Source organism: Pseudomonas sp. BP11-1-1 (assembly GCF_052112105.1).
In the GTDB taxonomy this organism is placed as follows: Bacteria; Pseudomonadota; Gammaproteobacteria; order Pseudomonadales; family Pseudomonadaceae; genus Aquipseudomonas; species Aquipseudomonas alvandae.
On record NZ_JAUTYU010000006.1, the window covers coordinates 250,084 to 271,630 of the forward strand.

The 21,547-nt window shown below is 62.3% G+C and carries 23 protein-coding genes and 1 pseudogene; 6 read left to right on the forward strand and 18 right to left on the reverse strand.

Annotated elements, in window-relative coordinates:
* Positions 1-15: 15 nt before the first annotated feature.
* From Q7C33_RS15360 to Q7C33_RS15390, 7 genes are all read right to left on the reverse strand, one after another.
* Positions 16-531: a hypothetical protein gene (locus Q7C33_RS15360; protein ID WP_198797330.1), complete on the reverse strand. Its 516-nt coding sequence runs from the start codon at positions 529-531 to the stop codon at positions 16-18.
* Positions 532-600: 69 nt separating this feature from the next.
* Positions 601-1,044: an HIT family protein gene (locus tag Q7C33_RS15365; protein ID WP_323155023.1), complete on the reverse strand. Its 444-nt coding sequence runs from the start codon at positions 1,042-1,044 to the stop codon at positions 601-603.
* Positions 1,041-1,427 (reverse strand): response regulator, encoded by a 387-nt coding sequence (locus Q7C33_RS15370; RefSeq protein WP_407683705.1) that lies wholly within the window; start codon positions 1,425-1,427, stop codon positions 1,041-1,043. Before Q7C33_RS15370 ends, Q7C33_RS15365 begins: the two co-directional genes overlap by 4 nt.
* Positions 1,424-3,607 carry a PAS domain-containing sensor histidine kinase gene (locus Q7C33_RS15375; protein WP_407683706.1) on the reverse strand — a complete coding sequence of 728 codons (2,184 nt, stop codon included), beginning with the start codon at positions 3,605-3,607 and terminating at the stop codon, positions 1,424-1,426. The genes Q7C33_RS15370 and Q7C33_RS15375 overlap by 4 nt, the downstream gene beginning before the upstream one ends.
* Before the next feature lie 187 nt (positions 3,608-3,794).
* On the reverse strand, positions 3,795-4,625 hold the full coding sequence (locus tag Q7C33_RS15380; protein WP_407683707.1) for an amidohydrolase family protein: 831 nt from the start codon (positions 4,623-4,625) through the stop codon (positions 3,795-3,797).
* 30 nt (positions 4,626-4,655) lie between these two features.
* Positions 4,656-5,945, reverse strand: a complete 1,290-nt coding sequence (locus Q7C33_RS15385; RefSeq protein WP_198797326.1) for an MFS transporter — start codon at positions 5,943-5,945, stop codon at positions 4,656-4,658.
* A gap of 134 nt (positions 5,946-6,079) precedes the next feature.
* On the reverse strand, positions 6,080-6,811 hold the full coding sequence (locus Q7C33_RS15390) for a GntR family transcriptional regulator (protein ID WP_030138748.1): 732 nt from the start codon (positions 6,809-6,811) through the stop codon (positions 6,080-6,082).
* A gap of 284 nt (positions 6,812-7,095) precedes the next feature.
* Between Q7C33_RS15390 and Q7C33_RS15395 the strand changes: the two are divergent.
* Positions 7,096-7,215, forward strand: a pseudogene (locus Q7C33_RS15395) (Crp/Fnr family transcriptional regulator); the annotation flags it as partial.
* A 123-nt stretch (positions 7,216-7,338) separates the two neighbouring features.
* Here Q7C33_RS15395 and Q7C33_RS15400 read toward each other — a convergent pair.
* Together Q7C33_RS15400 and Q7C33_RS15405 are read right to left on the reverse strand one after the other, a co-directional pair.
* Positions 7,339-8,229 (reverse strand): universal stress protein, encoded by an 891-nt coding sequence (locus tag Q7C33_RS15400; RefSeq protein ID WP_030138747.1) that lies wholly within the window; start codon positions 8,227-8,229, stop codon positions 7,339-7,341.
* An 83-nt stretch (positions 8,230-8,312) separates the two neighbouring features.
* Entirely contained in the window at positions 8,313-9,206 is an 894-nt protein-coding gene (locus tag Q7C33_RS15405; protein WP_407683708.1) for a universal stress protein, read from the reverse strand.
* Between the two features lie 218 nt (positions 9,207-9,424).
* Between Q7C33_RS15405 and Q7C33_RS15410 the strand changes: the two genes are divergently transcribed.
* Positions 9,425-9,988 (forward strand): GNAT family N-acetyltransferase, encoded by a 564-nt coding sequence (locus tag Q7C33_RS15410; protein WP_407683709.1) that lies wholly within the window; start codon positions 9,425-9,427, stop codon positions 9,986-9,988.
* A 176-nt stretch (positions 9,989-10,164) separates the two neighbouring features.
* On the opposite strand, the gene Q7C33_RS15415 is transcribed toward Q7C33_RS15410, so the two are convergent.
* Positions 10,165-11,415, reverse strand: coding sequence for an MgtC/SapB family protein (locus tag Q7C33_RS15415; RefSeq protein WP_407683710.1), 1,251 nt, complete (start codon positions 11,413-11,415; stop codon positions 10,165-10,167).
* A 49-nt stretch (positions 11,416-11,464) separates the two neighbouring features.
* Between Q7C33_RS15415 and Q7C33_RS15420 the strand changes: the two genes are divergently transcribed.
* The 4 genes from Q7C33_RS15420 (at position 11,465) to Q7C33_RS15435 (ending at position 13,928) form a co-directional block, all read left to right on the forward strand.
* Entirely contained in the window at positions 11,465-11,731 is a 267-nt protein-coding gene (locus tag Q7C33_RS15420; RefSeq protein ID WP_323155026.1) for a hypothetical protein, read from the forward strand.
* A gap of 171 nt (positions 11,732-11,902) precedes the next feature.
* Positions 11,903-12,826, forward strand: coding sequence for a universal stress protein (locus Q7C33_RS15425; protein ID WP_407683711.1), 924 nt, complete (start codon positions 11,903-11,905; stop codon positions 12,824-12,826).
* A 239-nt stretch (positions 12,827-13,065) separates the two neighbouring features.
* Complete coding sequence (locus Q7C33_RS15430) at positions 13,066-13,500, forward strand: YeeE/YedE family protein (RefSeq protein ID WP_198797320.1); 435 nt, start codon at positions 13,066-13,068, stop codon at positions 13,498-13,500.
* Positions 13,501-13,502: 2 nt separating this feature from the next.
* Entirely contained in the window at positions 13,503-13,928 is a 426-nt protein-coding gene (locus Q7C33_RS15435; protein WP_323155028.1) for a DUF6691 family protein, read from the forward strand.
* Positions 13,929-13,951: 23 nt separating this feature from the next.
* Here Q7C33_RS15435 and Q7C33_RS15440 read toward each other — a convergent pair whose 3' ends face one another.
* From Q7C33_RS15440 to arsJ, 8 genes are all read right to left on the reverse strand, one after another.
* A complete protein-coding gene (locus tag Q7C33_RS15440; protein ID WP_407683712.1) occupies positions 13,952-15,319 on the reverse strand; it encodes a sensor histidine kinase in 1,368 nt (455 codons plus the stop codon).
* Positions 15,316-15,978, reverse strand: coding sequence for a response regulator (locus Q7C33_RS15445; RefSeq protein WP_030138739.1), 663 nt, complete (start codon positions 15,976-15,978; stop codon positions 15,316-15,318). The genes Q7C33_RS15440 and Q7C33_RS15445 overlap by 4 nt, the downstream gene beginning before the upstream one ends.
* A 13-nt stretch (positions 15,979-15,991) precedes the next feature.
* On the reverse strand, positions 15,992-16,636 hold the full coding sequence (locus tag Q7C33_RS15450; RefSeq protein ID WP_407683713.1) for a tetratricopeptide repeat protein: 645 nt from the start codon (positions 16,634-16,636) through the stop codon (positions 15,992-15,994).
* Entirely contained in the window at positions 16,633-17,442 is an 810-nt protein-coding gene (locus Q7C33_RS15455) for an SDR family oxidoreductase (protein WP_030138737.1), read from the reverse strand. The genes Q7C33_RS15450 and Q7C33_RS15455 overlap by 4 nt, the downstream gene beginning before the upstream one ends.
* Entirely contained in the window at positions 17,429-18,103 is a 675-nt protein-coding gene (locus Q7C33_RS15460) for a TenA family transcriptional regulator (RefSeq protein WP_407683714.1), read from the reverse strand. Before Q7C33_RS15460 ends, Q7C33_RS15455 begins: the two co-directional genes overlap by 14 nt.
* A 2-nt stretch (positions 18,104-18,105) precedes the next feature.
* Positions 18,106-19,581, reverse strand: a complete 1,476-nt coding sequence (locus Q7C33_RS15465) for an AMP-binding protein (protein ID WP_217861940.1) — start codon at positions 19,579-19,581, stop codon at positions 18,106-18,108.
* On the reverse strand, positions 19,571-20,248 hold the full coding sequence (locus Q7C33_RS15470; protein WP_198797314.1) for a thermostable hemolysin: 678 nt from the start codon (positions 20,246-20,248) through the stop codon (positions 19,571-19,573). The genes Q7C33_RS15465 and Q7C33_RS15470 overlap by 11 nt, the downstream gene beginning before the upstream one ends.
* A gap of 70 nt (positions 20,249-20,318) precedes the next feature.
* Complete coding sequence (gene arsJ / locus Q7C33_RS15475) at positions 20,319-21,539, reverse strand: organoarsenical effux MFS transporter ArsJ (protein WP_407683715.1); 1,221 nt, start codon at positions 21,537-21,539, stop codon at positions 20,319-20,321.
* Positions 21,540-21,547 lie beyond the last annotated feature (8 nt).

Consider the following 21,547-nt stretch of genomic DNA (forward strand, 5'->3'; position numbering starts at 1 on the left):
CATCACGACATCGCCTTATTTGATCTCCATCAACCGCAGGGAGGGTGAGCCATCCAGGGAAAGGTGGATGACCGCCGCCCTGCTGGGGAAATTCGGCGCATCGTCGTCGGTATTTTCCATCACGGGGATGTCGATCAAGGTCTGCTCACCCGCCGGGTCGCTGACCAGCTTGGCGTCCAGCTTATCGATCGCCCGCCAGCTGTCACCGCCGATGCGCATCACGTCCAACAGACTGTAATGCGGCACGCCTTCTTCGTTCTCCTCGGGATTGAAGACCGCCAGGTACTGGCTGTAGTTGTTACCCATCCCGAAACCCTCGAGGGTAAAGACCGCGAGCGTGACCTGGCTGTCCTCACCGGTGTCCAGGGTCTGCACCAGCGTCGCTTCGGGGTAGCCGGTGGCATAGCTGTCCTTGAGCAGCGCCACCAAGTGCCCGACCTGTTGTTCCAGGGCTTTGGGGATTTTCGGCTCGGCGGCGTGGGCCAGGGTGCAGGCGAAAAACAAGGCAGCTGTGAGCAGGCGCAATTTCATCGAGTGGGGTCCGCGGTGTTGGGAGGTCAGCGCGGATGTTAGCGTTCAAACCAGACAAGCGCTACGGCCTCAGCCCACCGAACGAATACGCTCCACCAACCGCGCCTGCAACGCCTCGAGCTCCTGGGGATCGGCCTTCCCCTGCCCGTGGACGCCAGGCGCCTCGCCTTCCCAGCGCGGAATGATGTGCACATGGATGTGATAGACCGTCTGCCCGGCCGGTGCGCCGTTGAACTGAGCGATCTGCACACCGTCCGGCTGCAATTCGTCAACGATGACGCGGGTCAGGCGCTGCACGGCTGACATCAACGTGCCGAGAACCGCGGGTTCCACTTCGAGGATGTTGCGAGCCTGGGATGCCTTGGGAATCACCAGCACATGGCCGCGCGACTGAGGGAAAATATCCAGGAAGGCCAATACATCGGCGTCCTCGTAAATCTTGTAGGCGGGTGCTTCACCGCGAAGAATCATCGCGAAGATATTCTGCGAATCGTATTGGCCGTTCAAACTCATGGTTGCTCCTTGGACCGTGCTTGTTTGTTTAATGTCAGCGCTATCTTCAGCTGTAATTCGCTTTCTGAAAACGGCTTGTGCAAAACCGGACTTTGCGCAAACTCCTCGGGCAGGCCGCTCGCGCCGTATCCGGTGCTGAACAGGAACGGAACCCCACGACCACGAAGGATTTGCGCCACCGGAAACACCCGTTCCCCGGCGAGATTGACGTCCAGGATCGCCAGGTCGACTTGCGCCGTACCCGCCTTCTCCCGTGCCAGGGCGAGCCGTGGCACGGACGCCACCACTGTGCATCCCAGGTCCTCAAGCATTTCCTCGATCAACATCGCGACCGTGCCTTCGTCCTCCACGAGCAGGACCCTGATACCCGCAAAAAGGGTCATGCCGAATGCTCAGTGACCATGAACGAGAAGCGACAGAGAACGCCCTCTGGGGCATAGGTCAGCACGAATATCCCACCCAGGTCGCGCTCGATGCAGCGCTTCATCAAACGCGATCCCAGCCCTTCGCGTTCCGGTGGTGACACCAGAGGCCCGCCCTGCTCACGCCAATCCAAGGTCAACAAGTTTCCGTTCGATTGCGCCTGGACGTTCCAATTCACCGAAAGCCTGCCTGTCTCGACGGACATCGCGCCGTACTTGAGGGCGTTGATTGCCAGTTCGTTGAGGGTCATCGTGAGGCTGAGCGCTACGCGGGTATCGACATCAATGGCATCGCCTTCGATCGTGACACGGCCGGGCTCGGCGCCGAATATCGGCAGCAGTACTTCCTGGGCCAGCGACGCCAGGGGCGTCTGTCCCCAATGCCGCCTCGTCAGGAGATCGTGGGCGCGCGACAAGGCGAGCAGGCGTGCCTCGAAGCGGTTGTAGCCCTCCTTGGCGCTTTCCGCGTTGCGTGAGGTTTGGGCCGCCAGGGATTGCACGGTGGCGAGGGTGTTCTTGACCCGATGGTTGAGCTCGTCGATCAGGGTTTTCTGCCGGTCTTCGGCCTGCTTGCGCTCGGTGATGTCCACCAACATGTTGATCGCGCCCACCAGGTTGCCCTCGGCATCGTGCAGCGGCGTCGGGTATGGTGTGAACGGCACGCGACTGCCGTCGGGACGCTCCGCGATGGCCTCGACCCCGCGTATCGGTCGGTTTTCCTTCAGGGCGACGGCCATCGGGCATTGGTCGTGGGGCAGGAAGCTTCCGTCGGTGTTGAACAATTTCCAGGTCACGCACCACAGGTCGCCCAATTGAGGCGTGCGCCCCGACAACTCGATAGCCGCCCGGTTGAAAAAAGTGATGCGTCCTTGGGCGTCGGTGGTGTAGACCGCCGCCGGCAATGCCTCGAGCAGATTGCGCATGTGCCGTTCGCTTTCACGGACCTGGTTTTCCATCCGCCGCGCCAGCGTGACGTCTTGGAGTACCCGCACGCCATAGCGGAATCCGCCATGCGTATCCCGCACGGAGGAGCTGTGGATGTCCAGGTAGACAGTCTCGCCATCAGGCTTGAAGGCGCGCTTGCGCAGCACATAGTGGTCCAGCTCGCCCGCCACCTGGCGCGCATACAAGGCCGCGTCCTGGTCGTGGCTGTCGGTGTGGGTGTAGTCCAGGAACGTCATGTCCAGCAGTTCTTCGCGGGAGCGACCGAGCATGTTGCAGAGGGCGTCATTCACGCGCAGCAGTCGGCCGTCCGCCCCCGCCTCGGCGATGCCAATCGTTGCCGCTTCGTACGTCGCGGACAACCGATCATCGCTCTCCTGGCGCGCCGCCTCGGCCAGGTGGACACAGGTCATGTCAACCGTGAAGCAGCGCGTATTGAACAGCTTGCCGTCCTCGAACCGGCCATTGGAGGTGATGGTGACGTACTTGATCGAACCGTCCTTGGCCTTCAATCGCGCGGGATAACTTTCCAGGCACTCGCCACTGCTCAATTTGCCCAGGATGTCGCCAATCACCGGCTCATCGACATGAAAATCAGCGATGGGCCGGCCAATGTATTCGTCCGCCGAATACCCCAGCAGGGCCAATTCGGCCTTGTTGGCACGCAGGATGATGCCGTCGCCACTGACGATGTGCAGGCCGACGGCGCTGTTTTCGAAGAAGTCTTCCAGGTCGGCATTCTTGCGCCGCAGCTCTTGCTCCAGGGCGTGGTGCGCCGAGACGTCCTGGAAACAGTTGATTGCCCCTTGAATGATTCCATGACCATCTTTCAAGGCGCGGATGTTAACCAGTGCCACGATCCGCGTTCCGTCCGGACGCTCGATGAGCACTTCCTGGTTACGCGTCGCCGCGCCGTCTTCAAGCGCCGAGGCCATCGGGCAATCTTCGAACGCCAGCGGCGTACCGTCGGGCAGGTAGAGACGATAGGAACCGCAAAACCGGTCGCCGCCCTCACCCACTATTGGCGTGCGTCCCCACAGGGTTGCTGCCTCGCTGTTGTAGCGGACCAGCCAACCCTGGCGGTCGCAGAGATACACCGCGCCGGGAATCGCATCGAGCGCGTTGGCCCCCATTGACACGAGACTTTCGTACTCGCTCGGCGTGCGCGTCTCCAGGGGAAACGCTTCAATATTCGACATTACTGATCCTCAATCCGCCTGGCTGGATGCCTGCTACACAGCGCTTGCGGTCAAAATCCGAGGCGCGATCCCGGCCCGGATAAATCCTTTCATACGCCGGCGCGGATTTTTTCATGCAGCTGCAATGGATTCTAGATCCCTATCCAACCCGCGAGTTCAGGAAAATTCGACGGCACCTCCGCTGACATCAGAACCCGAACAATGCACGCGGTGTTTCGACCATCAGCGCACGCATGAGCGGACCCGCACACTCCAACGCCCGCAACTGTTGCATCACGGTATCGAAGCCGACGCTGGCCTCATGTTGTGTATGGGGCCAGTCACTGCCCCATACCAGACGCTGGCGGCCGAAATTCTGCTCAAGCAAGGCCAGTGCGGCGCGGGCAAATTCCAGGTTCCGCCGGTCCGTCCCCGCCAGCCGATAGATGCCCGAGACCTTCACCCATACGTGTCCGCCGAGCCCCAGCGCCAACAACTCGGCAAAACCCGGTTGGTCGATGCCCAGACGCGCATCCGGGCGACCGAAATGGTCGATGACCACCTGCACGCCAAACGGGATCAACTGACGAATCAGGCTTGGCAGCTCCGCCACCGGGGCATGCAATTCCACATGCCAGCCCAATGTCGCGAGATGGCCAAGCAATTCCTTCCAGGCGGCTTCGCGAAAATCGGGCAAGGCCTTGCCCATCAGGTTCAAGCGAACGCCGACCACCCCCAGCCGGGCCATGTGCTCCAGCGTAGCGCGGCCGATACCCGGCTCCACCACCACAACCCCGCGCAACTGCTCCGGCGCTTGTCGTAGGGCGGCCAGCAGGTAGCGGTTATCCGTGCCGAGAAAGCTCGGCTGCACCAACACGCCGTGGCTGAGGCCGTGGGTTTGCAAATGACCCAGGTATTGCCCGAGCGTGGCGTCGTAGTCCGGTGTGTAGCGCCGCACCGTCGCCCACTCCAGTTCCCGGCTGAACACATGAGCGTGGCAATCGATGCCGGTAACCGGCGTCTTGGTGAGATCAACCATGAGTCTTCATCTAGCGTAAATAAGAAATAATCAGGCCCGGGCGCGCTCGCCGCCGGGTGCCAGGTCGGACGCCGCAGGCGCAGTGGCTTCCAGGCTCCGGCCTCGGGTTTCCGGCAGGCACAGCGCCGCAAGCACCGCCACGCCGTAGGCAATGCCGGCGTCGATGCCAATGGCCGAGCCCAGGGACATCGAGTCGCTCATGTGGCCGACCAGGAACGGGAACACCGCCGACAGCACCCGGCCGAAGTTGTAGCAGAAACCGACGCCGGCACCGCGTACGTCCGCCGGGTACAGCTCGTTGAAGAATGCGCCGAGACTCGCCGGGATGCCCGCCGCGAAGAAGCCCAGCGGAAAGCCCAGGAAGAGCATCTGGGTATTGCTCAGCGGCATGAACACGTAGCACTGCACGGTGATCACGCAGCACAACGCGAAGAGCAAGATGTTCTTGCGTCGGCCGATGCGATCGATCAACAAGCCACTGACCACGCAACCGCACCAGAAGGCAAAGATGATCACCGCCAGGTAGCCGCCCGAGTTAAGCACCGACAGATTGCGCTCGGTCTTGAGGAAGGTCGGCAGCCAAGTCATCACCGCGTGATAGCCACCGTGGGCGCCCAGCCCGAGTAATCCACCGAACAACGTGACGCGAATCAACTCGGGACGAAAGATGCCGGCCAGGGACTTGAAAAAACTCTGCGGGATGGCCTGTTCCTTTTGCAGGCGCTGGAAGCTGTCCGGCTCTTCGACGTTGCGGCGCACCCAGATGATCAGGAACGACGGCAGCAGGCCGACGATGAACATCACCCGCCAAGCCATGTCCTGCGGGACGAACGAATAGATCAGCGTGAAGACCCCGACCGCCAGTCCCCAGCCCACCGCCCAGGCACTCTGGACCGTGCCCATGACCTTGCCGCGGTATTTTGGATTGATGGTCTCGGCCATCAACACCGCGCCGGCGGCCCACTCGCCACCGATGCCGAAGCCCTGCAAGGCCTTGACGATCAACAACGAGTGGAAACCGGTGACGAACGCCGACAGGAACGTGAAGAAGGAAAACCACAAGATCATCCATTGCAGCGTGCGCACCCGACCGTAACGATCGGACAACGTGCCGCCGACCCAACCGCCCAGGGCCGAAGTGACCAGCGTGACGCCGCTGATCAATCCGGCATCGCCCTTGGACAAGGCGAACGCGGCAATCAGCGCCGGTATCGCCAGGCCGAACATCTGGACTTCCAGCGCGTCGAGCGACCATCCGCCGAAACACGCCCAAAACGTTTTACGCTCCCGCGAAGTGATTTGGCGATACCAGCTGAACATGATTTTTATCCTTATAAATGGAACGAAAGGCAGCCGAGCGCGTACCGTGCCGCTGCAAGGCCAGTCAGGAACAACAAAACGACAAGGGCAGCGACGACCGACTGGTCGCCGCAGGATCCGCTAGCCCGCCAAGGTCAGCGGATCTCGACGCTGTAGCGGAAATGCTCGGCATGCCCGCGGGAACGGCGCCACTCCAGCGGGTTGCCGGCGTAATCCCGCGCCAGGCGCTCGATCACCACCACCGGGCTGTTCACCGGGACCTGCAACAAACGGGCGTACACCTCGTTGACCGACTCGGCGGTGAGCGTTTCCTGCGCGTAGGCCACGACCTGCCCGCAGGTTTCTTCATAGATCGGATAAAGCAGCGGGCCTTTCTGGCTCAGGTCGATCTCCAGGAGCGCCTGGAACCGACTGCGTGGCAGCCAGATCTCCTCGGCGAGCACCGGCGCCACCTCCAGCAGACGCAGCCGGACAATGCGGATGACCGGCGCGTCCACCGGCAGCCCCAACGCCTGAGCCACCGCCGACGGCGCGGCCACAGGTTCTACGGACAAGATCCGGCTCTCCGGAACCCGGCGTTCACCGGAGGCGGATTGAAAACGGAAGAAACGGAACAGTGACGATTGGAACTGCGGCCGGCGAATGAAGGTACCGCGCCCTTGCTGGCGCTCCAGGATGCCCTCGGCGACCAACGCATCGATCGCCTTGCGCACCGTCCCGGTGGACAGCCCGTATTCGGCTGAAAGCGCCGCCTCAGTAGGAATCGCCTCTCCCGGGCGCCAGCGATTATTGGCGATCTGCTCGGCCAACTGGTCGCGCAAACGTTGATAGAGCGGCAGGCGGGTATCGCTGGGCAGTGGGTTCATAAGATTTTGGCCTTCTTATATAGTCATCTATATGAATATAGGCGGCGAGTATTTGCCTCGCTTCGACGATTGTCAAGAATGTGGGGGTGGCTGAGGTGATAAACGGCGCTGTCGCGACGCTTGCGCCAATGTCGCGGCCAAGGGCGGCTGGAGAATAGCCACCCCAGGTGCCCCATCCTGGATAGCTGCGCTGTGGCTGTCGACAATGGGTGTCGCCTGAATTGAGAAAAACAAGCACGGCTGCGTTGCTCTTCTATGCTTGCCCCAACCAAAGGAGCTTCGCCATGGCCGAGATCGAACCGCGACTTCTACAGGTGCAGGCCCTCAAGGCCGCTTGCTCGAACTGCAGCGTGCTTGAACTGTGCCTGCCTATTGGCCTGACCGGCGGTGAGGTCGAACGCCTCGCGTGACCTGCGATTTACCTCACCTTCAGCCCACCCCAAGGCATGCGGCCAGCGCGGCAAGGCGCTCGCTCAGATCTCCACGGTGTCGCGGTACCTCGTATCGTTTGCACCAGGGCCGTTTCTTCAGACCGCCAGGACACTGCACTGCGCCTGGTACAGGATGTGTTCTGTCGTGCTGCCCAACAGCCCAAACGAATCTTTGTGCTGGGATCTGCCCATGACAATCACATCAACGTCATGCTCCAAGGCAAACTCGCTGAGCGCCGACACCGGGTGCCCCAGTAGAAAGTGCCGGCGTTCGGCAGGCACGCCGAACAGGTTGGCCAGTTCGAGTAAGGTTTTCTCCAGTCTTCGCCGCAATTCCTTGCTGAGCTGCGACAGCGCCAGGCCGCCGCCGCCCACATCGCTCAGGTAGACCGAGGACACCTCAGCGGCGTAAACCAGATGCAACTCGGCGTCACATTGCAGCGCCAAGCCCAGAGCCTGGCGAATGACCCGGTCGTTGAGCCCGCTGTTCTGTGCAAACGCACTGGAGGGGTCTACCGCCGCGACCACCTTGCGCGGCAAGGCGTGACCGGCTGCGCCGACCATGTACAACGCAATGGGGCACTCGCGTAGCAGATGCCAATCCAGCGGCGTGAAGAACGCGCGCTTGAGCAGGGATTCATGCTGGACCTGCTTGATCAGCAAGTCCGGCTGGAAACGTACGACATGTTCCAGAACCTGCTCGCGCATGTCGTCCACCCATGCCATCTCCGTGGTGACACCCAGGCCTCGACGGCGCATTTTGTCCGCCTCTCCCTCCAGCCAATCACTTTGGTCCTGGAAATATTGCTGCCGCGCAGTTTCACGATGCCCCTCCTCAAGCAAAGACAAGATATCCAGCGAAGGAATCAATGCAGTGATGTGCAGGTGTGCCTCGCTGGCTGCCGCCAGGGCGGCGGCGTGATGAAGCGCGGCGGAGTGTCGTTGCGCCGGGTTGAGGATCAACAACAAGCGTTGGTACTGGCTCATGATGAAATCTCCAGGTCCGGACTCGAACGCCACATATTGGCGCTCGATGCCGGGATTAGGGAACGACCGCCATGGCCTGGGGTTTATCCCCTGACCGCCAAAAGACTGCCCGGCAACGCATAGAGCGCCCGCTCCGTGGTGCTGCCAATCAACCGCTCCAGGCCGACGCGGTGCGCGGTTCCCATCACCATCACGTCAGCCTCGATCTCGTCGACGAACTCATGGATAACTGGCACAGGCAGGCCAAGGATGAAATGTCGACGCTCGGCCGGCACGCCACAGCGCTCGGCCAGGTTGATAAACGCCATGTGCAATGACTCACGCAAATCATCGGCAAACTCGTCATCCCAGGCGCCAGCCAACAACGCGGTATCGCCATTGACTGCAGGCGACAGGTCGCAGGCATACAACAGATGCAACGCGGCGTCACATTGTCCGGCCAGCATGGTGGCGGTTTGCACGATTCGTTCGTTCAAGGCACCGGCATGAGGATCCGAGGGATCAACCGCGGCCACCACCCGACGTGGCAAGCCATGCTCCGCCTGGTTGACCAGCAGCACCGGTACCGTGCATTCGCGCAGCAGATGACAATCGAGCGGTGTGATGAAGACACGCTTGAGCAATGGTTCAAAGGTCACGTCCTTGATCAACAGGTCGGGTTTGAACTGCTCGACATGGCGAAGAATGTCGAGCAGCGGGTGCGTGGTCCAGACCACCTCGGTATCCACTTGCAACCCCTCCTCCCTGAGCATTGTCGCTTCCTCCACCATCCAGCGCCGATAACGATGCAAATATCCCTGGATGGTCACCTCGTCGTTTTTTGCGCCCCACAGATGTGTGCGAGGCGGCGGTTGGACAAACACGCACAGGCGCAACACCGCCCCGCTGGCACGGGCCAGGGCGCAGGCCCTGCGCATGGCTGCGGAGGGATGCAAATCGGGCTCGACGATCAATAGCAGACGCTGGTACTGGCCCATCGCACACCTCCACCGGTTTGTTCAATTCATCTGCGACTCCCTTTGCAGCGTGCGCCCGGCGATGCCCCCTGCAGTTTGATCTGAATCAACTACAGCGCAATCAACGGGCGGCTACGCAGGGACTGATCCAGATCAGAATCGATTGCCGCCAAAGGCGTAGAACAGAGATGAATGCGTAGGTTTGCCGAACCGTACGCTCATACCCGATGGAGGCCTCCATGCTCACAGTCAAGGACCACAACAAACGCGCCGCCGCGCTGTATGCCAGCATCAGTGGCAAGCACTGGATCCAGGCGCTGAAAGACGGCCGGCACGTGCTGATCAGGCCGCTGCGGGAAGAGGATCGCCAGCGCGAATATGACTTCATCAAGCGCCTCTCGCCCGAGTCGCGGCACATGCGTTTCCTATCACAAATCAACGAGCCCGGAGCAGCCTTGCTCGATCATTTGATGGATGTCGACTGCAAGACGCGACTGGCCTACGTTGCCTTAGTCCATGACAATGGCCAATTGATCGAAATCGGCGTCAGTCGCTACTGCGCCACCTCTGAACATGAATGCGAGTGCGCCGTGACCGTTGCCGATCACTGGCAGCATTTAGGATTGGGGACATTGTTGATGGAGCATCTGATCGCCGCAGCTCGAAAAAATGGCTATCGCCAGATGTATTCCATCGATGCCGCCAGCAACGCCCCCATGCGGGACCTGGCCCACAGCCTGGGGTTCGAAACCCGCAGCGACCCCGACGACACTCGACAGGTCATCCATCGTCTTTATATTTAGCCGCGACATTGCGCGGGTGCCGCATCGCGGTCCCGCGCAAGGGTTTACCGCCACGCCTGCGGCTTGATCGCCCAGCCGCTGTAAGACGCCCGCTGCGGAGTGCAGAAGACCCGTTTCATCGCCGGCTTCGGCTACGCATCCTCGATGATCAACGCCAGCGGCCATTCGGTCATCATTCAGCGTGGCAGGTTCGGCAGTAGTAGCCCCGCCCAGATCGCCAGCGTCATCAATACCTGGCCAGGAATCACATACCCGGCAAACCGCCTTCCACCGCTGAGCCAGGCAACCAGGCATTTGCTCACCGAGTTGCTGCTCATTGCCATCAAGAGCGGCATGGCGGCGTCATCGAAGGGCAATAGCCCGGACTTGGCCAGGGAAGCCATGGAAGCCGTAGACGCATGGGCGTCGGCCAACCCGCTGAAAGTGGCAGTCACGATCATGCCAACCCGCCCGAATTCGTCGAGCATTGCCGACGACAGAACGGTGAGTGAGGTCATCGCCACGACCACCGTCAACGCCAGTTTCAGGCTGAAGGCCCCGCCGTGCTGGATCGCCTCCTCGACCCGCACCCTGGGTCGAGCAAACAACAGCGCGCCGGCATAGACCGACACCGTCAGCAACCCGCACAGCAGCGGCCAACCTATCCAACGCAGCAAGCCAGGTTCCACCGCTCCAACGATTAACGCGATTTGCGCGAGGGTCGCCACGTTGGCCAACAGGGCGGCCGCGCTCAGCATTTTCACATTGGCCGGTTCCTTCGCGGCGAGGTGCCCCATGGCCGCGACGGTCATCGTCGCGGAGGCAAACCCCGACGCAATGGCGCCTAGAGCGTAGCCATAGCGAGTGCCAAGGGTGCGAACCGCAACGTGCCCCAGGCCGCCTACCACCATCAACATGACCGTCAGGGAGCACAGGGTGCGAAGGTTGATGGCGTTGTAAGGCCCCAGGTAACGATCCGGGGCAAGCGGCAATATGACCAAAGCGGCGATCAACAGCATCAGGCCATCGCGCAACTCAACAGCGGTCAATTGGCTGCGAGCAAAGTGATGCAGCACTTGGCGGCTGGCCAGCAGCCCCGACATCACTACGCCTATCGCGGTGGCCAAGGCCGGAGCGCTGACGCACAAGGCGCCCAACACCAACACCGCAAACAACGCCACCTCGCTGGTGATGCCAGGATCCTTGTCGAGGTTTTTCCAATACGCCAGGGTGACCAGTGCGCCCAACGCCAGCGCGACGAACCCCAATAATAAAGGGCCACCGGCCCGGATCGTGGCGTACCCCAATAGCGAGGTAATCGCAAACGTGCGCAGGCCGGCAGAATCGCGCCTGTCCCCTTCCCCCTTGCGCCGCTCCCGCTCAAGGCCCACCAACAGGCCGATTCCCAGCGCCGCGCCGGCGTTGACAAAGCCCAGGGCTTCGGTCATGGCCGTAGTGCTACGGCGACACGTGAGCAGGCGTTCGCAGGGGCGCCGCTTGCACTATATGTGCGCCATTCATGCGCGTGACCATGCCTTGTGGCCAGACATGGGGGGCGTCGATTCGAGCCTGCAACGTCCTGGTAAACAACAGCGCGTCATCAACGTTCTTGAAGCCCACGCACCAGTCATCCAAATGCACCAGGCAGCGCGTTCCTGGCTGCTGCTCTTCGAGCCGAATAATCATGACCAACCTCTCATCACGGGTGAGCTTGGATTTGAGGAACAAGCACCAGCCTGCACCCGATTGAACCGGGCGGATTGACCATGATCAATGTTTCGCTGTGGCGCATTCGACATCGAGGTCGATCCGGCGCTTTCAAGAGTGTTTGACGCAAGTCAAGTTACCAAGGCTCAGCGCGCCCATGATCGATACCAAGTCATGCCCGCGCGGACGTCGTACCGCGCCGGCAGGTCCTTGCCCAGGAGGTATGTCATGTCCATGCAATCTCGCTTGATGCTGGTGGTTTCGCCACTGATGGAACACAACCCCGCGTTTGACCGGGCCGCCGCACTTGCCCAGGCCGAAGGCGCCGCGTTGCACATCGTTGCTTTTGATTATCTGGAAGGCCTGGCCACGGCCGGGCTGGTGAATGAGCAGGCGCTGGAACAGATGCGCCTGGGCTACATCGAGCGCCATCGCGACTGGCTGGAAGAGAAAGCCAGGCCCTTGCGCAAGCTCGGCATTCAGGTCACGACTGAAGTGACGTGGGTCGAGCGTCCCCTGCAGGAAATCCTGGTGCACCTAAAGGAAACGCCGATGGAGGCGCTGATCAAGACGGTGGATCCCGAATCCTGGTTCTCGCGCCTGATGTTCACGCCGCTGGACGTGCACTTGTTGCGCGAGTGCAACGTGCCATTGCACTTCGTCAACAAAGTGGCCCACGCGCGCCCGCGCAAGATCCTCGCGGCCATCGACCCGTTCCATCGCGACGGCCGCTACCAAGGCCTCAATGACCGGATCCTGGGTGAAGCCAACAAACTGGCGGCGAGCTGCGATGCGGAACTGGAAGTCATCTACGCCTACGATCTTTCCTCCATCACTGCCTCCGAATACGGCTTTGGCAGCGGCTCGACCTTCTTCTCATCCACGCTGGCCCGACAGCTCTACGAGTCCCAGGGCGAGGCGTTCGACGCCTTGGCTGAACGCAACGGCATCGCCCCGGAACAACGACGCATGATCATGGGCGATCCGGCAAGGGTGCTCGCCAGTTACGCCGGAGCCCATGACATCGACGTCATCGTCATGGGACGCGTGCGCCATAGCGGCCTGGACAAACTGATCGGCAGCACCTTGGAAAGCCTGCTGTACAAGATGCCGTGCAGCCTGTGGGTGATTGCGCCGCAGCAGACTGATTGAGAGCGCCACGAAGGTCGGCGGAGCAACGGTTCCGACCGCCTGGGAACGCCGCCGATAAGCAGCAGGCCCGATAGCCACCATTTCCTGCCCCAGCAAGGAAAATGAGCCATGAACGCGTCCCGATTCGCCGCCCTCGCCCCTGACCGCCGTGCTTTTCCCCTCGCTGAGCATTTGCCGCTTGCTTTACGGGCCGGCCATCAGGCAGCTTGCAAACGATTAGTGGTTGCCGGAGGACGGTGATGGATCTTGATTGGCTCAACTTCACGCCATGGTCATCCCTGGCCGGCGGTATGTTGATCGGCTTGGCTGCCAGCCTGTTCGTGGTCGCCAACGGCCGGATCGCCGGCATCAGCGGCCTGCTCGGCAGCCTTCTGCAGCGTGGCGGCGAGGGGCTTGGGGAAAAGGCCCTGTTTCTGCTGGGCTTGCTCGTCGCGCCGCTGTTGTGGGGGATGTTTGCGACGTTGCCGCCGATCGAATTCCAGAGTGGAGGGTTCGGCCTCGCTGTCGCGGGCCTGTTGGTGGGTGTCGGTACCCGTTACGGTTCGGGCTGTACCAGCGGCCACGGCGTCTGCGGCCTGTCACGCCTTTCACCGCGCTCGTTGGTTGCCACGGCGTGTTTCATGCTCAGCGGTTTTGCGACTGTGTTTGTCCTGCGCCACCTGATGGGATTTTGAACATGCGCAAACTGACGGCACTCATCGCCGGCCTGCTCTTCGGCCTCGGCCTGCTCCTGGCGGGCATGGCCAACCCGAAAAAAGTGTTGGGTTTCCTGGACCTTGCCGGCACCTGGGATCCATCCCTGGCGCTGGTGATGATCGGCGCGATTGGCACCGCCATTGCCCCGCTGGCATGGGCGCGCCAACGCACTCATTCCGTGCTGGGCAACCCGATGCAACTACCGGCCAAGCGTGAATTGGACCGGCGGCTGATTGGCGGGAGCCTGGTGTTCGGCATCGGCTGGGGCATCGCCGGTATCTGTCCTGGCCCTGCTGTCGCCATTCTGCTGACCGGGCATTGGCAAATCCTGGTGTTCATGGGGGCGATGCTGGCCGGGATGCTGGTGTTCAACGCGCTGGAAAATCGCCAGGGCCAACGGACCTGAATCGCAGATAGGCTGCCTCGCGCTCAACAGCGACCTATCTCCAACGTCGCGGACAACCCGCCTTCAGGGCGATTTTCCAAACGGACCTGACCGCCCAGGCGATCGGCGATCGTGCGCACGATGGTCAGGCCCAACCCCGCGCCCTGGTCATTGCCACGGCTGTAAAACCGCTCGAAGAGCCGTTCACGTTCGGCCTCGTCGATGCCCGGCCCTTGATCTTCAACGGACAGCTCGTAGTGGTCGCCCTTCTTGACCAATCGCACGGTAATCGTGCCGTTCGCGGGCGAAAAATTCGCGGCGTTGGTCACCAGGTTGTTCAAGGCGATATCGATGGCCACCGGATCGATACGAACAGGACCGACGTTATCGCTGATGTCCAGCACCGGCTCGAGCCCCTTGCTCAATAACCACGGCGTCATCTGCACCAGGCTCTCACGCACCGTGGCCGGCAGATCGATGGGAACCGCCGCATCGGCAGTCGCCTGCGGTTCAAGCCGCGCCATGGTGAGCAGTTGGTTGACCAGGCGCGTGGTGCGATCGACACCGGCGACCAGATGTTCCAAGGACTCGCGACGGCTTTGCTCGCTCCCCGCCTCCATCAGGTTCTGCGCATGCACGCGAAGCACGGCCAAGGGCGTGCGCATCTCATGGGCAGCATCAGCGATGAAACGCCGCTCACGACCCATGACCTCTTGGATCTGCGCCAATACCCGATTGAGTGCTGCTTGCATGGGTTCAAGCTCCGTCGGCAGTGGCATCAACTGCAAAGGTTCCAGGGAGCCCGGATGCCGGGCGCGCAGCTTGGCCGCCATGTCCACCAACGGCTTGAGGCCCCAGCCGATCGCCAGCCAGATCACCGCGGCCAGAATCACGCTGCCGATCAGGTTGGGCACAACCGTGTGACGCACGATCCGATCGACCAGGTCGGCACGCACGTCGTCGCGTTCACCGACCCAGATCTTCAAGCCGTATTGCGTGTCGTCGAGGACGAATGCCCGCCACCGGCGGTTCTTCTGGTCCACGACCTCGCTGAAACCGGGGGCACCCGGAGGTGAGGTGAACGACGGTGCGCTGGAGGTATGGACCAGCACCGAACCCTGGGCATTCCAGACCTGGAAAGCGATCTTGCTTTCGTAGGGATGCCCATCGACCCTGGGCGCCGCCTGTCCCAGGGCTGAATTGAACGCCTGGTACAACTGCGCGTGTTCCTGGCTCGCCATCGGCATGCGCATGACGCCTTGCAGCAGCCGGGCGTTCTGCGCCAACTGGGCATCGTAGACCTCGGCGATTTCATGATTGCTGTCATGCAGGTTGAAGACAGTGATGATCAATAGCCCAAGGAACAACAGGCCGAGAATCAGCGTGAGGGTACGCCGCCGGATCGAGCTCATCGGCGCTCCTCCACCAGATAACCGACACCCCGGAGGGTGCGGATCAAGTCGGTGGAGAATTTCTTGCGCAGGTGATGGATGTGCACTTCCAGGGTGTTGCTTTCGGCTTCCTCGCTCCAGCCGTAGAGCAGTTGCATCAGATGGTCACGGGTCATGACCCGGCCCGGCGGCGAGAGCAGCTCATGGAGCAGTTGATATTCCTTGGGCGTCAGCGCCACCGGCTTGCCTTGGTAACTGACTTGCTGGGTCACCGGGTTGAGGCTGATGCCGGCATGCTCGATCAACGCCTGGGCGCGTCCGGCACTGCGGCGCAACAAGGCCCTGAGCCGGGCCTTGAGTTCCGCCAGGTCGAAAGGCTTGACCAGGTAATCGTCGGCGCCGGCATCCAGCCCGGCGATGCGGTCTTCGGTAGCGTCGCGCGCCGTGAGGATCAGCACCGGCAGGTTGGAGCCGCTGTCGCGCAAGCGCCGCAGCACTTGCAGCCCGTCCATCCGCGGCAGGCCGAGATCAAGTACCGCCAGGTCAAAGGCTTCGCTGAGCAGTGAATGCAATGCGCTGCCGCCGTCCTGCACCCAATCGACGGTATAGCCCTCACGTACCAGCGCCTGGCGGATGCCTTCGCCCAACGCCACGTCGTCTTCGATCAGTAATAAACGCAACGCACGCTCCCCGTCAGTTCAGCCGCTTGTCCACATCCACCAGTAAAGCGTCGATTTCCTTGCGGCGCCCGGCATCGGCTGTTTCCCGGCCTGGCCTCGGCGCGGCCTGCAAGGCTTTTTCAAGCGCCACCTTGGCTTCGCTGTAGCGCTTCTGACGGTAGAGGTGATCGCCCCAGAAGTACAGGCTGTCGATGCCGTTGGGGTTGAGTTGCAAAGCCTGCTTGAGCATTTGCTCGGCCTTGTCCGAATCACCGAAGCCCAGGGGCCAGCCCGGTACTCGGTCGTAAAGTGCGCCGAGGCTGGTGTAAGCGGAACCTTGCAGTGCCTTGGGATCGAGGGCCAAGGCTTTTTCCAGGTCGCCCTTGGCGTCCTTGACCTTGCCAAGAGCACCGATACCACCCTTGGCGCCGGCCCAACTGCTGTTGACGATGCCAGACCAGATCCACGCCTCGGCCACGGATTGGCGTTGCTGTGTGAATGCCGACGCCTGGGTGGCGAGTTGTTCGAACGCTTCGGCGCGCTGGCCTTCGGGCAACTCGTATTGGATGTGCGCCCAGCGCTGCTGGATGTCACTGAGGCGTTGCTGGTCAGCCGCTTCCAGCGCCCAGACACTTTGGCTCAAGGCGCTGATCAACAGGCAAGCGAGGATTTTTTTCATGGCTTGAGGTGCTCGTTCTCGGGTTTGTGACTGAGGCGGCGAACCAGCGGCAGTTGCTTGCGCAGGCCACGGTCCACCAGGTTGGGCAGCAGGCTGTTGAGGCCGACGAAGAAGCGTTCGGGCCAGCCCAGATAGAGCTCGCGACGGTCGCCGATAATCGCGTGGATCACCGCGGACGCAACGGTTTGCGGGTCGTCGACATTGGCCTTGAGCGCACGATTGAGCGCGTCGGCCGCCGGGCTGTTCATCGAGGTGCGGGTGGCCCGTGGCGCCACGTAGAGCACGCCGACACGGGTATCGGCCAACTCCCGGCGCAAGGCTTCGGAAAACCCGCGCAAGGCAAACTTGCTGGCGCAATAACTGGCGTAGCCGGGATAACCGATGGAGCCGTAGGTCGAGCCGACATTGACGACCATGGCACTGTCCGCTTGCTTGAGCAGCGGGAGCAGCAGCTTGGTCAGGCAGATCGGCGCGCTGATGTTCACCGCCAGCATGGCAGTGATCTCACTGTCGTCGAGTTGTTCGAGCATGGCGAAGTGATTCACGCCGGCGGCGTTGATCAACAGGTTGATGCCGCCGATGGCTTCGGCGGCGGCCAGCACCTTGCGTCGATCGGCCAGGAAAGTCAGGTCGGCGCCGATCCAGCACAAGTGCCGGGGGTAGCGCTCGATCAGCGGCAGCAAGGCTTCGTTGTGCCTGGCCACGGCCAGCACCCGCGCACCACTGGCGCACAGGGCAGTGGCGATCGCCAGGCCGATCCCGCCACTGGCCCCGGTCAGCACCACACGGGCATCACACAGGCGCATGTTCAGACTCCCCATGGTGAGGCAGGCCCCGGAACATGTCGGTGTACAAGCGGTACACCACTTTGGAAGCGTGGATCACCGCCGCCTGGTCCGCCGGATCGTCCAGCCTGTTCATCAAGGCGCGGTAGGTCTGCATGTGCTCGATGTCCAGCGAACCGTGGGAGCTGAGGTAGCTGAACGCCGTCGCGGGCAGTTCCAGGCGCTGGCGGATGCTGTCGGCGGCATGGGTCGCCAGGGCAATGCTGGTGCCTTCGAGCACGTTGACCATGCCGAACAGGCCAACCGGGTTGCCTCGGGCGATCAGGTCATACAGGTAGCTGATCATCAATTCGATGGGCAGCGACGGCTGACCGTTGCGCACCGCGTCCTTGTCGCCACCGCACGCGGCGATGTCATCCAGCACCCATTGCTCGTGGCCGTATTCTTCCTCGATGTACTCGCAGACAGCCTTGCGCAGCCATTCCAGGTGCGTGGGCAGGCGCGCTCCGCACGCCATCATCAATGGCACGGTGTGACGGACATGGTAATAAGCCTGGATCAGGAAGCTGCGGTAGCTCCCCAGGCTGACCTGGCCCGCCAGGGCGTCACGGATGATCGGCAGATTGAACAGTGTCTGGCGTTCCTGGCGGGTGGCTTCTTGCAGGGTGTCGAAAAAACTCATGATCAGGATTCCTCGGACTGAACGGGGTCGGTGAGCAGCGCTCGGTACTGCTCGACAATGGCCTCGCGGCGCGGACGGCCGTTGGCGGTGAGCAGGCCATTGGCGGCGCTGAAAGGTTGGTCCAGGCGCGTCCAGCGATGGACCCGGGCGTAATCGGGCAGCGTGTCATTGGCCTTGGCCACAGCCAGCGCAAGCGCCTGGTCGGAGCAGTCGGCACGGTTGGGCCAGAGCAGCGCATGGTTGTGGGGCATGGCTTCGCCATAAACGAAGGCCTGGGCGATGTCGCCGCCCTGGGTGAGTTCGGCTTCAACCCATTCGGGATTGACGTTGCGCCCGAAACTGGTGACGAACTGATGCTTCTTGCGGCCGCGCAGGTAAAGAAACCCGTCCTCGTCGAATTCGCCCAGGTCGCCGCTGGGCCACCACTGGCTGGTGCGCGGCGGCTCACCCAAGTAACCGAGCAGGGTCGAACCCTTGATCAGGACTTCGCCGTCCTCGGCCAGGCGCACCTGCACATGGGGCAACGGCTGGCCGACGCTGCCGGCGCGATGGGCCTGTGGTCGATTCAGGCACACCACCGAGGCGCATTCCGACAATCCATAACCTTCATAGACCGGCAAGCCGAGACGCTGGGCCCTTTGCAGCAGATCGTGGGACACCCGCGCACCGCCCACGGCGGCAAACCGCAGCACATGAGGGTTGAACATCTTCTGCTCGGCAGCCGTGACCAGCAGCAATAACAATTGCGGGACCAGGATCAGGCTCTGCGCACGCCGTTCCGCCAGACAACTCAACAGCCGCGCCGGCTCGACCCCGCTGGCACCCTGGATGCCGAGTGTCTTCTGGCTCGGCAGGCTCACCATTGCACCGGCATACAACGCCGCGTAACAGCCGAGGTTTTCCAGCAGGATGGCCAGGGGCAGCAACGCCAAGTGATGCCTGGCCTCGACCGGTTGGCTGGCCTGCTCCAGTTCCCGGGCCACGCGCAACAAATTTTCGGCGCTCAGGCACACTCCTTTCGGCGTACCGGTGGTGCCGGAGGTGAACGTCAACTTGGCGGTGCCCGCCGGCATGCGACCTGGGCCGTCGAACGTCCGACGCCAGAATTCGCCGCTGTGCCGGTAGCCGGCAGCTCGCAACTCGACATCGAACCCGGGCTCGGCGAGCACCCGTTCAGCCTGGCTCTGCTCCAGGCAGTGACGCCGCTGCGCCTGGCTGAAAAACCCGGGCAGGATCACGCAGGTCAGCCCTTCGAACAGCGCCGCAAGGTCCCAGAGGATCGCTTCGATGCCATTGTCCAGGGCCAGGGCGACGACCTGGGCGTTTTCCTCGCGCAGACGTTGCTGGCGGTAGACCACTTCAGCGTAAAGCGTCGCGTAGTCGAGCTGCGAACCATCGCCCCACAACGCGATCGCATGCCCCCGCCGCTGCGCATGGCCGCGCAACGTGTTCTTGAAGCGCTCCATTTCAGGCGACATGGCAGGTTTCCCCAAGATGGGTTGGCAGTCCCAGGCGATTGAACAGGCCGGTGTTGCGCAGATGGATGAAGCCGGCGCGAATATTGCCAACATGGACCCACGGTTGGCTGTCGTAGTAGCGGCCCCAGAGGTGACGCTCCTCGCCGAGGCGCTGCGGATCGGCCGAACATAAGGTCACGGGCTTGAGGCCGAGGCGATGGAAGCTGTTGACCAGGCCGATGTTGCCGGTGAACGCGACCCACTCCAGGCCGCCCATGGCCAGCAGATAAGTGATCGCGATGATGCTCAACCGAGCGCTGCCGGTGTCGCTGGCGGCCAGGTTGCCCACCTCGACGATGCCGGCACGGTCCACCGGGCGGTCGGCCGCAGCGCTGATCAAGGGTTCGATGGGCTCGTCCAGATAGCGCTCCAGGAACAGCGCCCCTTGCGCGGCGCGGCGTACGCCCGCCACCGCACAGAGCGCTCCACTGGGGTCATCGAGCCCGAACAGCTCCGGCATGAAGTGCCGAATGTCGGCGCCATGGACCTGGCGGAAACGCTGCTGGATAAAAGTTTCGAATTCGCCGCGCCGAGGGTGTGCCGGCAGGCCCCTGTGCAAATGGCGGAGCCCTTGGCCGGCGTCGCCGAAGGCCAGTGGCAAGTGGATGTTCCAATCGAAATCGGGCATGAGCCGACGTTCTCCCCAAGGCTGATGGGGAGGAGTATCGAGCCCGTTTCTTAACGGAGTCTGAAGGGCATCAAGGATTGACCGTCGTGGGCTGCCCATGCCGAGGCAATGCGAGGGAAACCAGGGCGGCCACCACCACGAATGCACTCGACAGCCACAGGCACGCCCCCAATCCGTGCGCCTGGTACACCCAGCCGGACAGCACCGTCCCGGCCAACCGACCGAGGGCGTTGGACATGTAGTAGAAACCCACGTCCAGCGACACACCGTCTTCCTTGGCATACGCCACGATCAAATAGCTGTGCAGCGACGAATTCACCGCGAACAGCGCACCAAAGACCATGAGCCCGCCCAACAGCACCGCTTGATGAGACAGCCCCAGCGCAATGATTGCCGGGAGACCCGCCAGCGCAAGCGCCCAGAGGCAAGCGGCGCGTCCATCCGGCACTTGCCCGCGCTTCTTTCCAGTGAGGTTCGGCGCCAGGGACTGCACGATGCCGTAGCCGATGACCCAGGTGGCGAGAAAACCGCCGACTGTCCAGAAATCCCAGCCAAAGACACTGCTCAGGTAAACCGGCAAGGCCACCACGAACCACACGTCCCGGGCGCCGAACAGGAACATCCGCGCCGCTGACAGCACGTTGATCGCCCGACTTTTGGAAAGGATGTCGCGAAACTTCGGCTTGGCTTTCGCCCTGCCCAGGTCTTTTTTCAGCAGGATCAGGCTACCGGCCCAGATCAGCGCCAGCACCGCCGCCATCGCCAGCAACGCCCCTTGGAAACCGAGCACGGCGAGCAGCGCTCCGCCGAGGAAGAAACCAACGCCCTTGAGCGCGTTCTTCGAGCCGGTGAGGATCGCGATCCATCGATAAAGCGTGCCCTGCTGCCCATCCGGCACCAACAGCTTGATCGAGCTCTTGGCGCTCATCTTGTTCAGGTCCTTGGCGATGCCGGACAATGCCTGGGCGCTCATCACCCAGGCGATGGTCAGGAGCGCGGAAGGCACCGTCAGCATCAGCAGCGCTGCAACCTGCAGGCCCAAACCGATGTTCATCGTCCGGTTCAGGCCCAGTCGTGCGCCCAGGTAGCCGCCCAGCAGGTTGGTGATCACGCCAAAGAACTCGTAGAACAGGAACAGCGCGGCAATCTGCAAAGGGCTGTAGCCCAACGCGTGGAAGTGCAGCACGACCAGCATGCGCAGGGCGCCGTCGGTCAAGGTGAACGCCCAGTAATTGCCCGTGACGAGCAAGTACTGCCGCACTTCTGGCGCAAGGGCCGACAAGACTTTCATCGCCCCTC

Bases quoted from the DNA above. Each gene is read 5' to 3' on its own strand.
- Q7C33_RS15370 (WP_407683705.1), bottom strand. From the start codon at position 1,427: ATGACCCTTTTTGCGGGTATCAGGGTCCTGCTCGTGGAGGACGAAGGC.
- Q7C33_RS15470 (WP_198797314.1), bottom strand. From the start codon at position 20,248: ATGCCCGATTTCGATTGGAACATCCACTTGCCACTGGCCTTCGGCGAC.
- Q7C33_RS15360 (WP_198797330.1), bottom strand. From the start codon at position 531: ATGAAATTGCGCCTGCTCACAGCTGCCTTGTTTTTCGCCTGCACCCTG.
- Q7C33_RS15405 (WP_407683708.1), bottom strand. From the start codon at position 9,206: ATGGGCCAGTACCAGCGTCTGCTATTGATCGTCGAGCCCGATTTGCAT.
- Q7C33_RS15455 (WP_030138737.1), bottom strand. From the start codon at position 17,442: ATGCGCCTGTGTGATGCCCGTGTGGTGCTGACCGGGGCCAGTGGCGGG.
- Q7C33_RS15385 (WP_198797326.1), bottom strand. From the start codon at position 5,945: ATGTTCAGCTGGTATCGCCAAATCACTTCGCGGGAGCGTAAAACGTTT.
- Q7C33_RS15400 (WP_030138747.1), bottom strand. From the start codon at position 8,229: ATGAGCCAGTACCAACGCTTGTTGTTGATCCTCAACCCGGCGCAACGA.
- Q7C33_RS15380 (WP_407683707.1), bottom strand. From the start codon at position 4,625: ATGGTTGATCTCACCAAGACGCCGGTTACCGGCATCGATTGCCACGCT.
- Q7C33_RS15425 (WP_407683711.1), top strand. From the start codon at position 11,903: ATGTCCATGCAATCTCGCTTGATGCTGGTGGTTTCGCCACTGATGGAA.
- Q7C33_RS15390 (WP_030138748.1), bottom strand. From the start codon at position 6,811: ATGAACCCACTGCCCAGCGATACCCGCCTGCCGCTCTATCAACGTTTG.
- Q7C33_RS15465 (WP_217861940.1), bottom strand. From the start codon at position 19,581: ATGTCGCCTGAAATGGAGCGCTTCAAGAACACGTTGCGCGGCCATGCG.
- Q7C33_RS15365 (WP_323155023.1), bottom strand. From the start codon at position 1,044: ATGAGTTTGAACGGCCAATACGATTCGCAGAATATCTTCGCGATGATT.
- Q7C33_RS15435 (WP_323155028.1), top strand. From the start codon at position 13,503: ATGCGCAAACTGACGGCACTCATCGCCGGCCTGCTCTTCGGCCTCGGC.
- Q7C33_RS15415 (WP_407683710.1), bottom strand. From the start codon at position 11,415: ATGACCGAAGCCCTGGGCTTTGTCAACGCCGGCGCGGCGCTGGGAATC.
- arsJ (WP_407683715.1), bottom strand. From the start codon at position 21,539: ATGAAAGTCTTGTCGGCCCTTGCGCCAGAAGTGCGGCAGTACTTGCTC.
- Q7C33_RS15410 (WP_407683709.1), top strand. From the start codon at position 9,425: ATGCTCACAGTCAAGGACCACAACAAACGCGCCGCCGCGCTGTATGCC.
- Q7C33_RS15450 (WP_407683713.1), bottom strand. From the start codon at position 16,636: ATGAAAAAAATCCTCGCTTGCCTGTTGATCAGCGCCTTGAGCCAAAGT.
- Q7C33_RS15440 (WP_407683712.1), bottom strand. From the start codon at position 15,319: ATGAGCTCGATCCGGCGGCGTACCCTCACGCTGATTCTCGGCCTGTTG.
- Q7C33_RS15460 (WP_407683714.1), bottom strand. From the start codon at position 18,103: ATGAGTTTTTTCGACACCCTGCAAGAAGCCACCCGCCAGGAACGCCAG.
- Q7C33_RS15430 (WP_198797320.1), top strand. From the start codon at position 13,066: ATGGATCTTGATTGGCTCAACTTCACGCCATGGTCATCCCTGGCCGGC.
- Q7C33_RS15375 (WP_407683706.1), bottom strand. From the start codon at position 3,607: ATGTCGAATATTGAAGCGTTTCCCCTGGAGACGCGCACGCCGAGCGAG.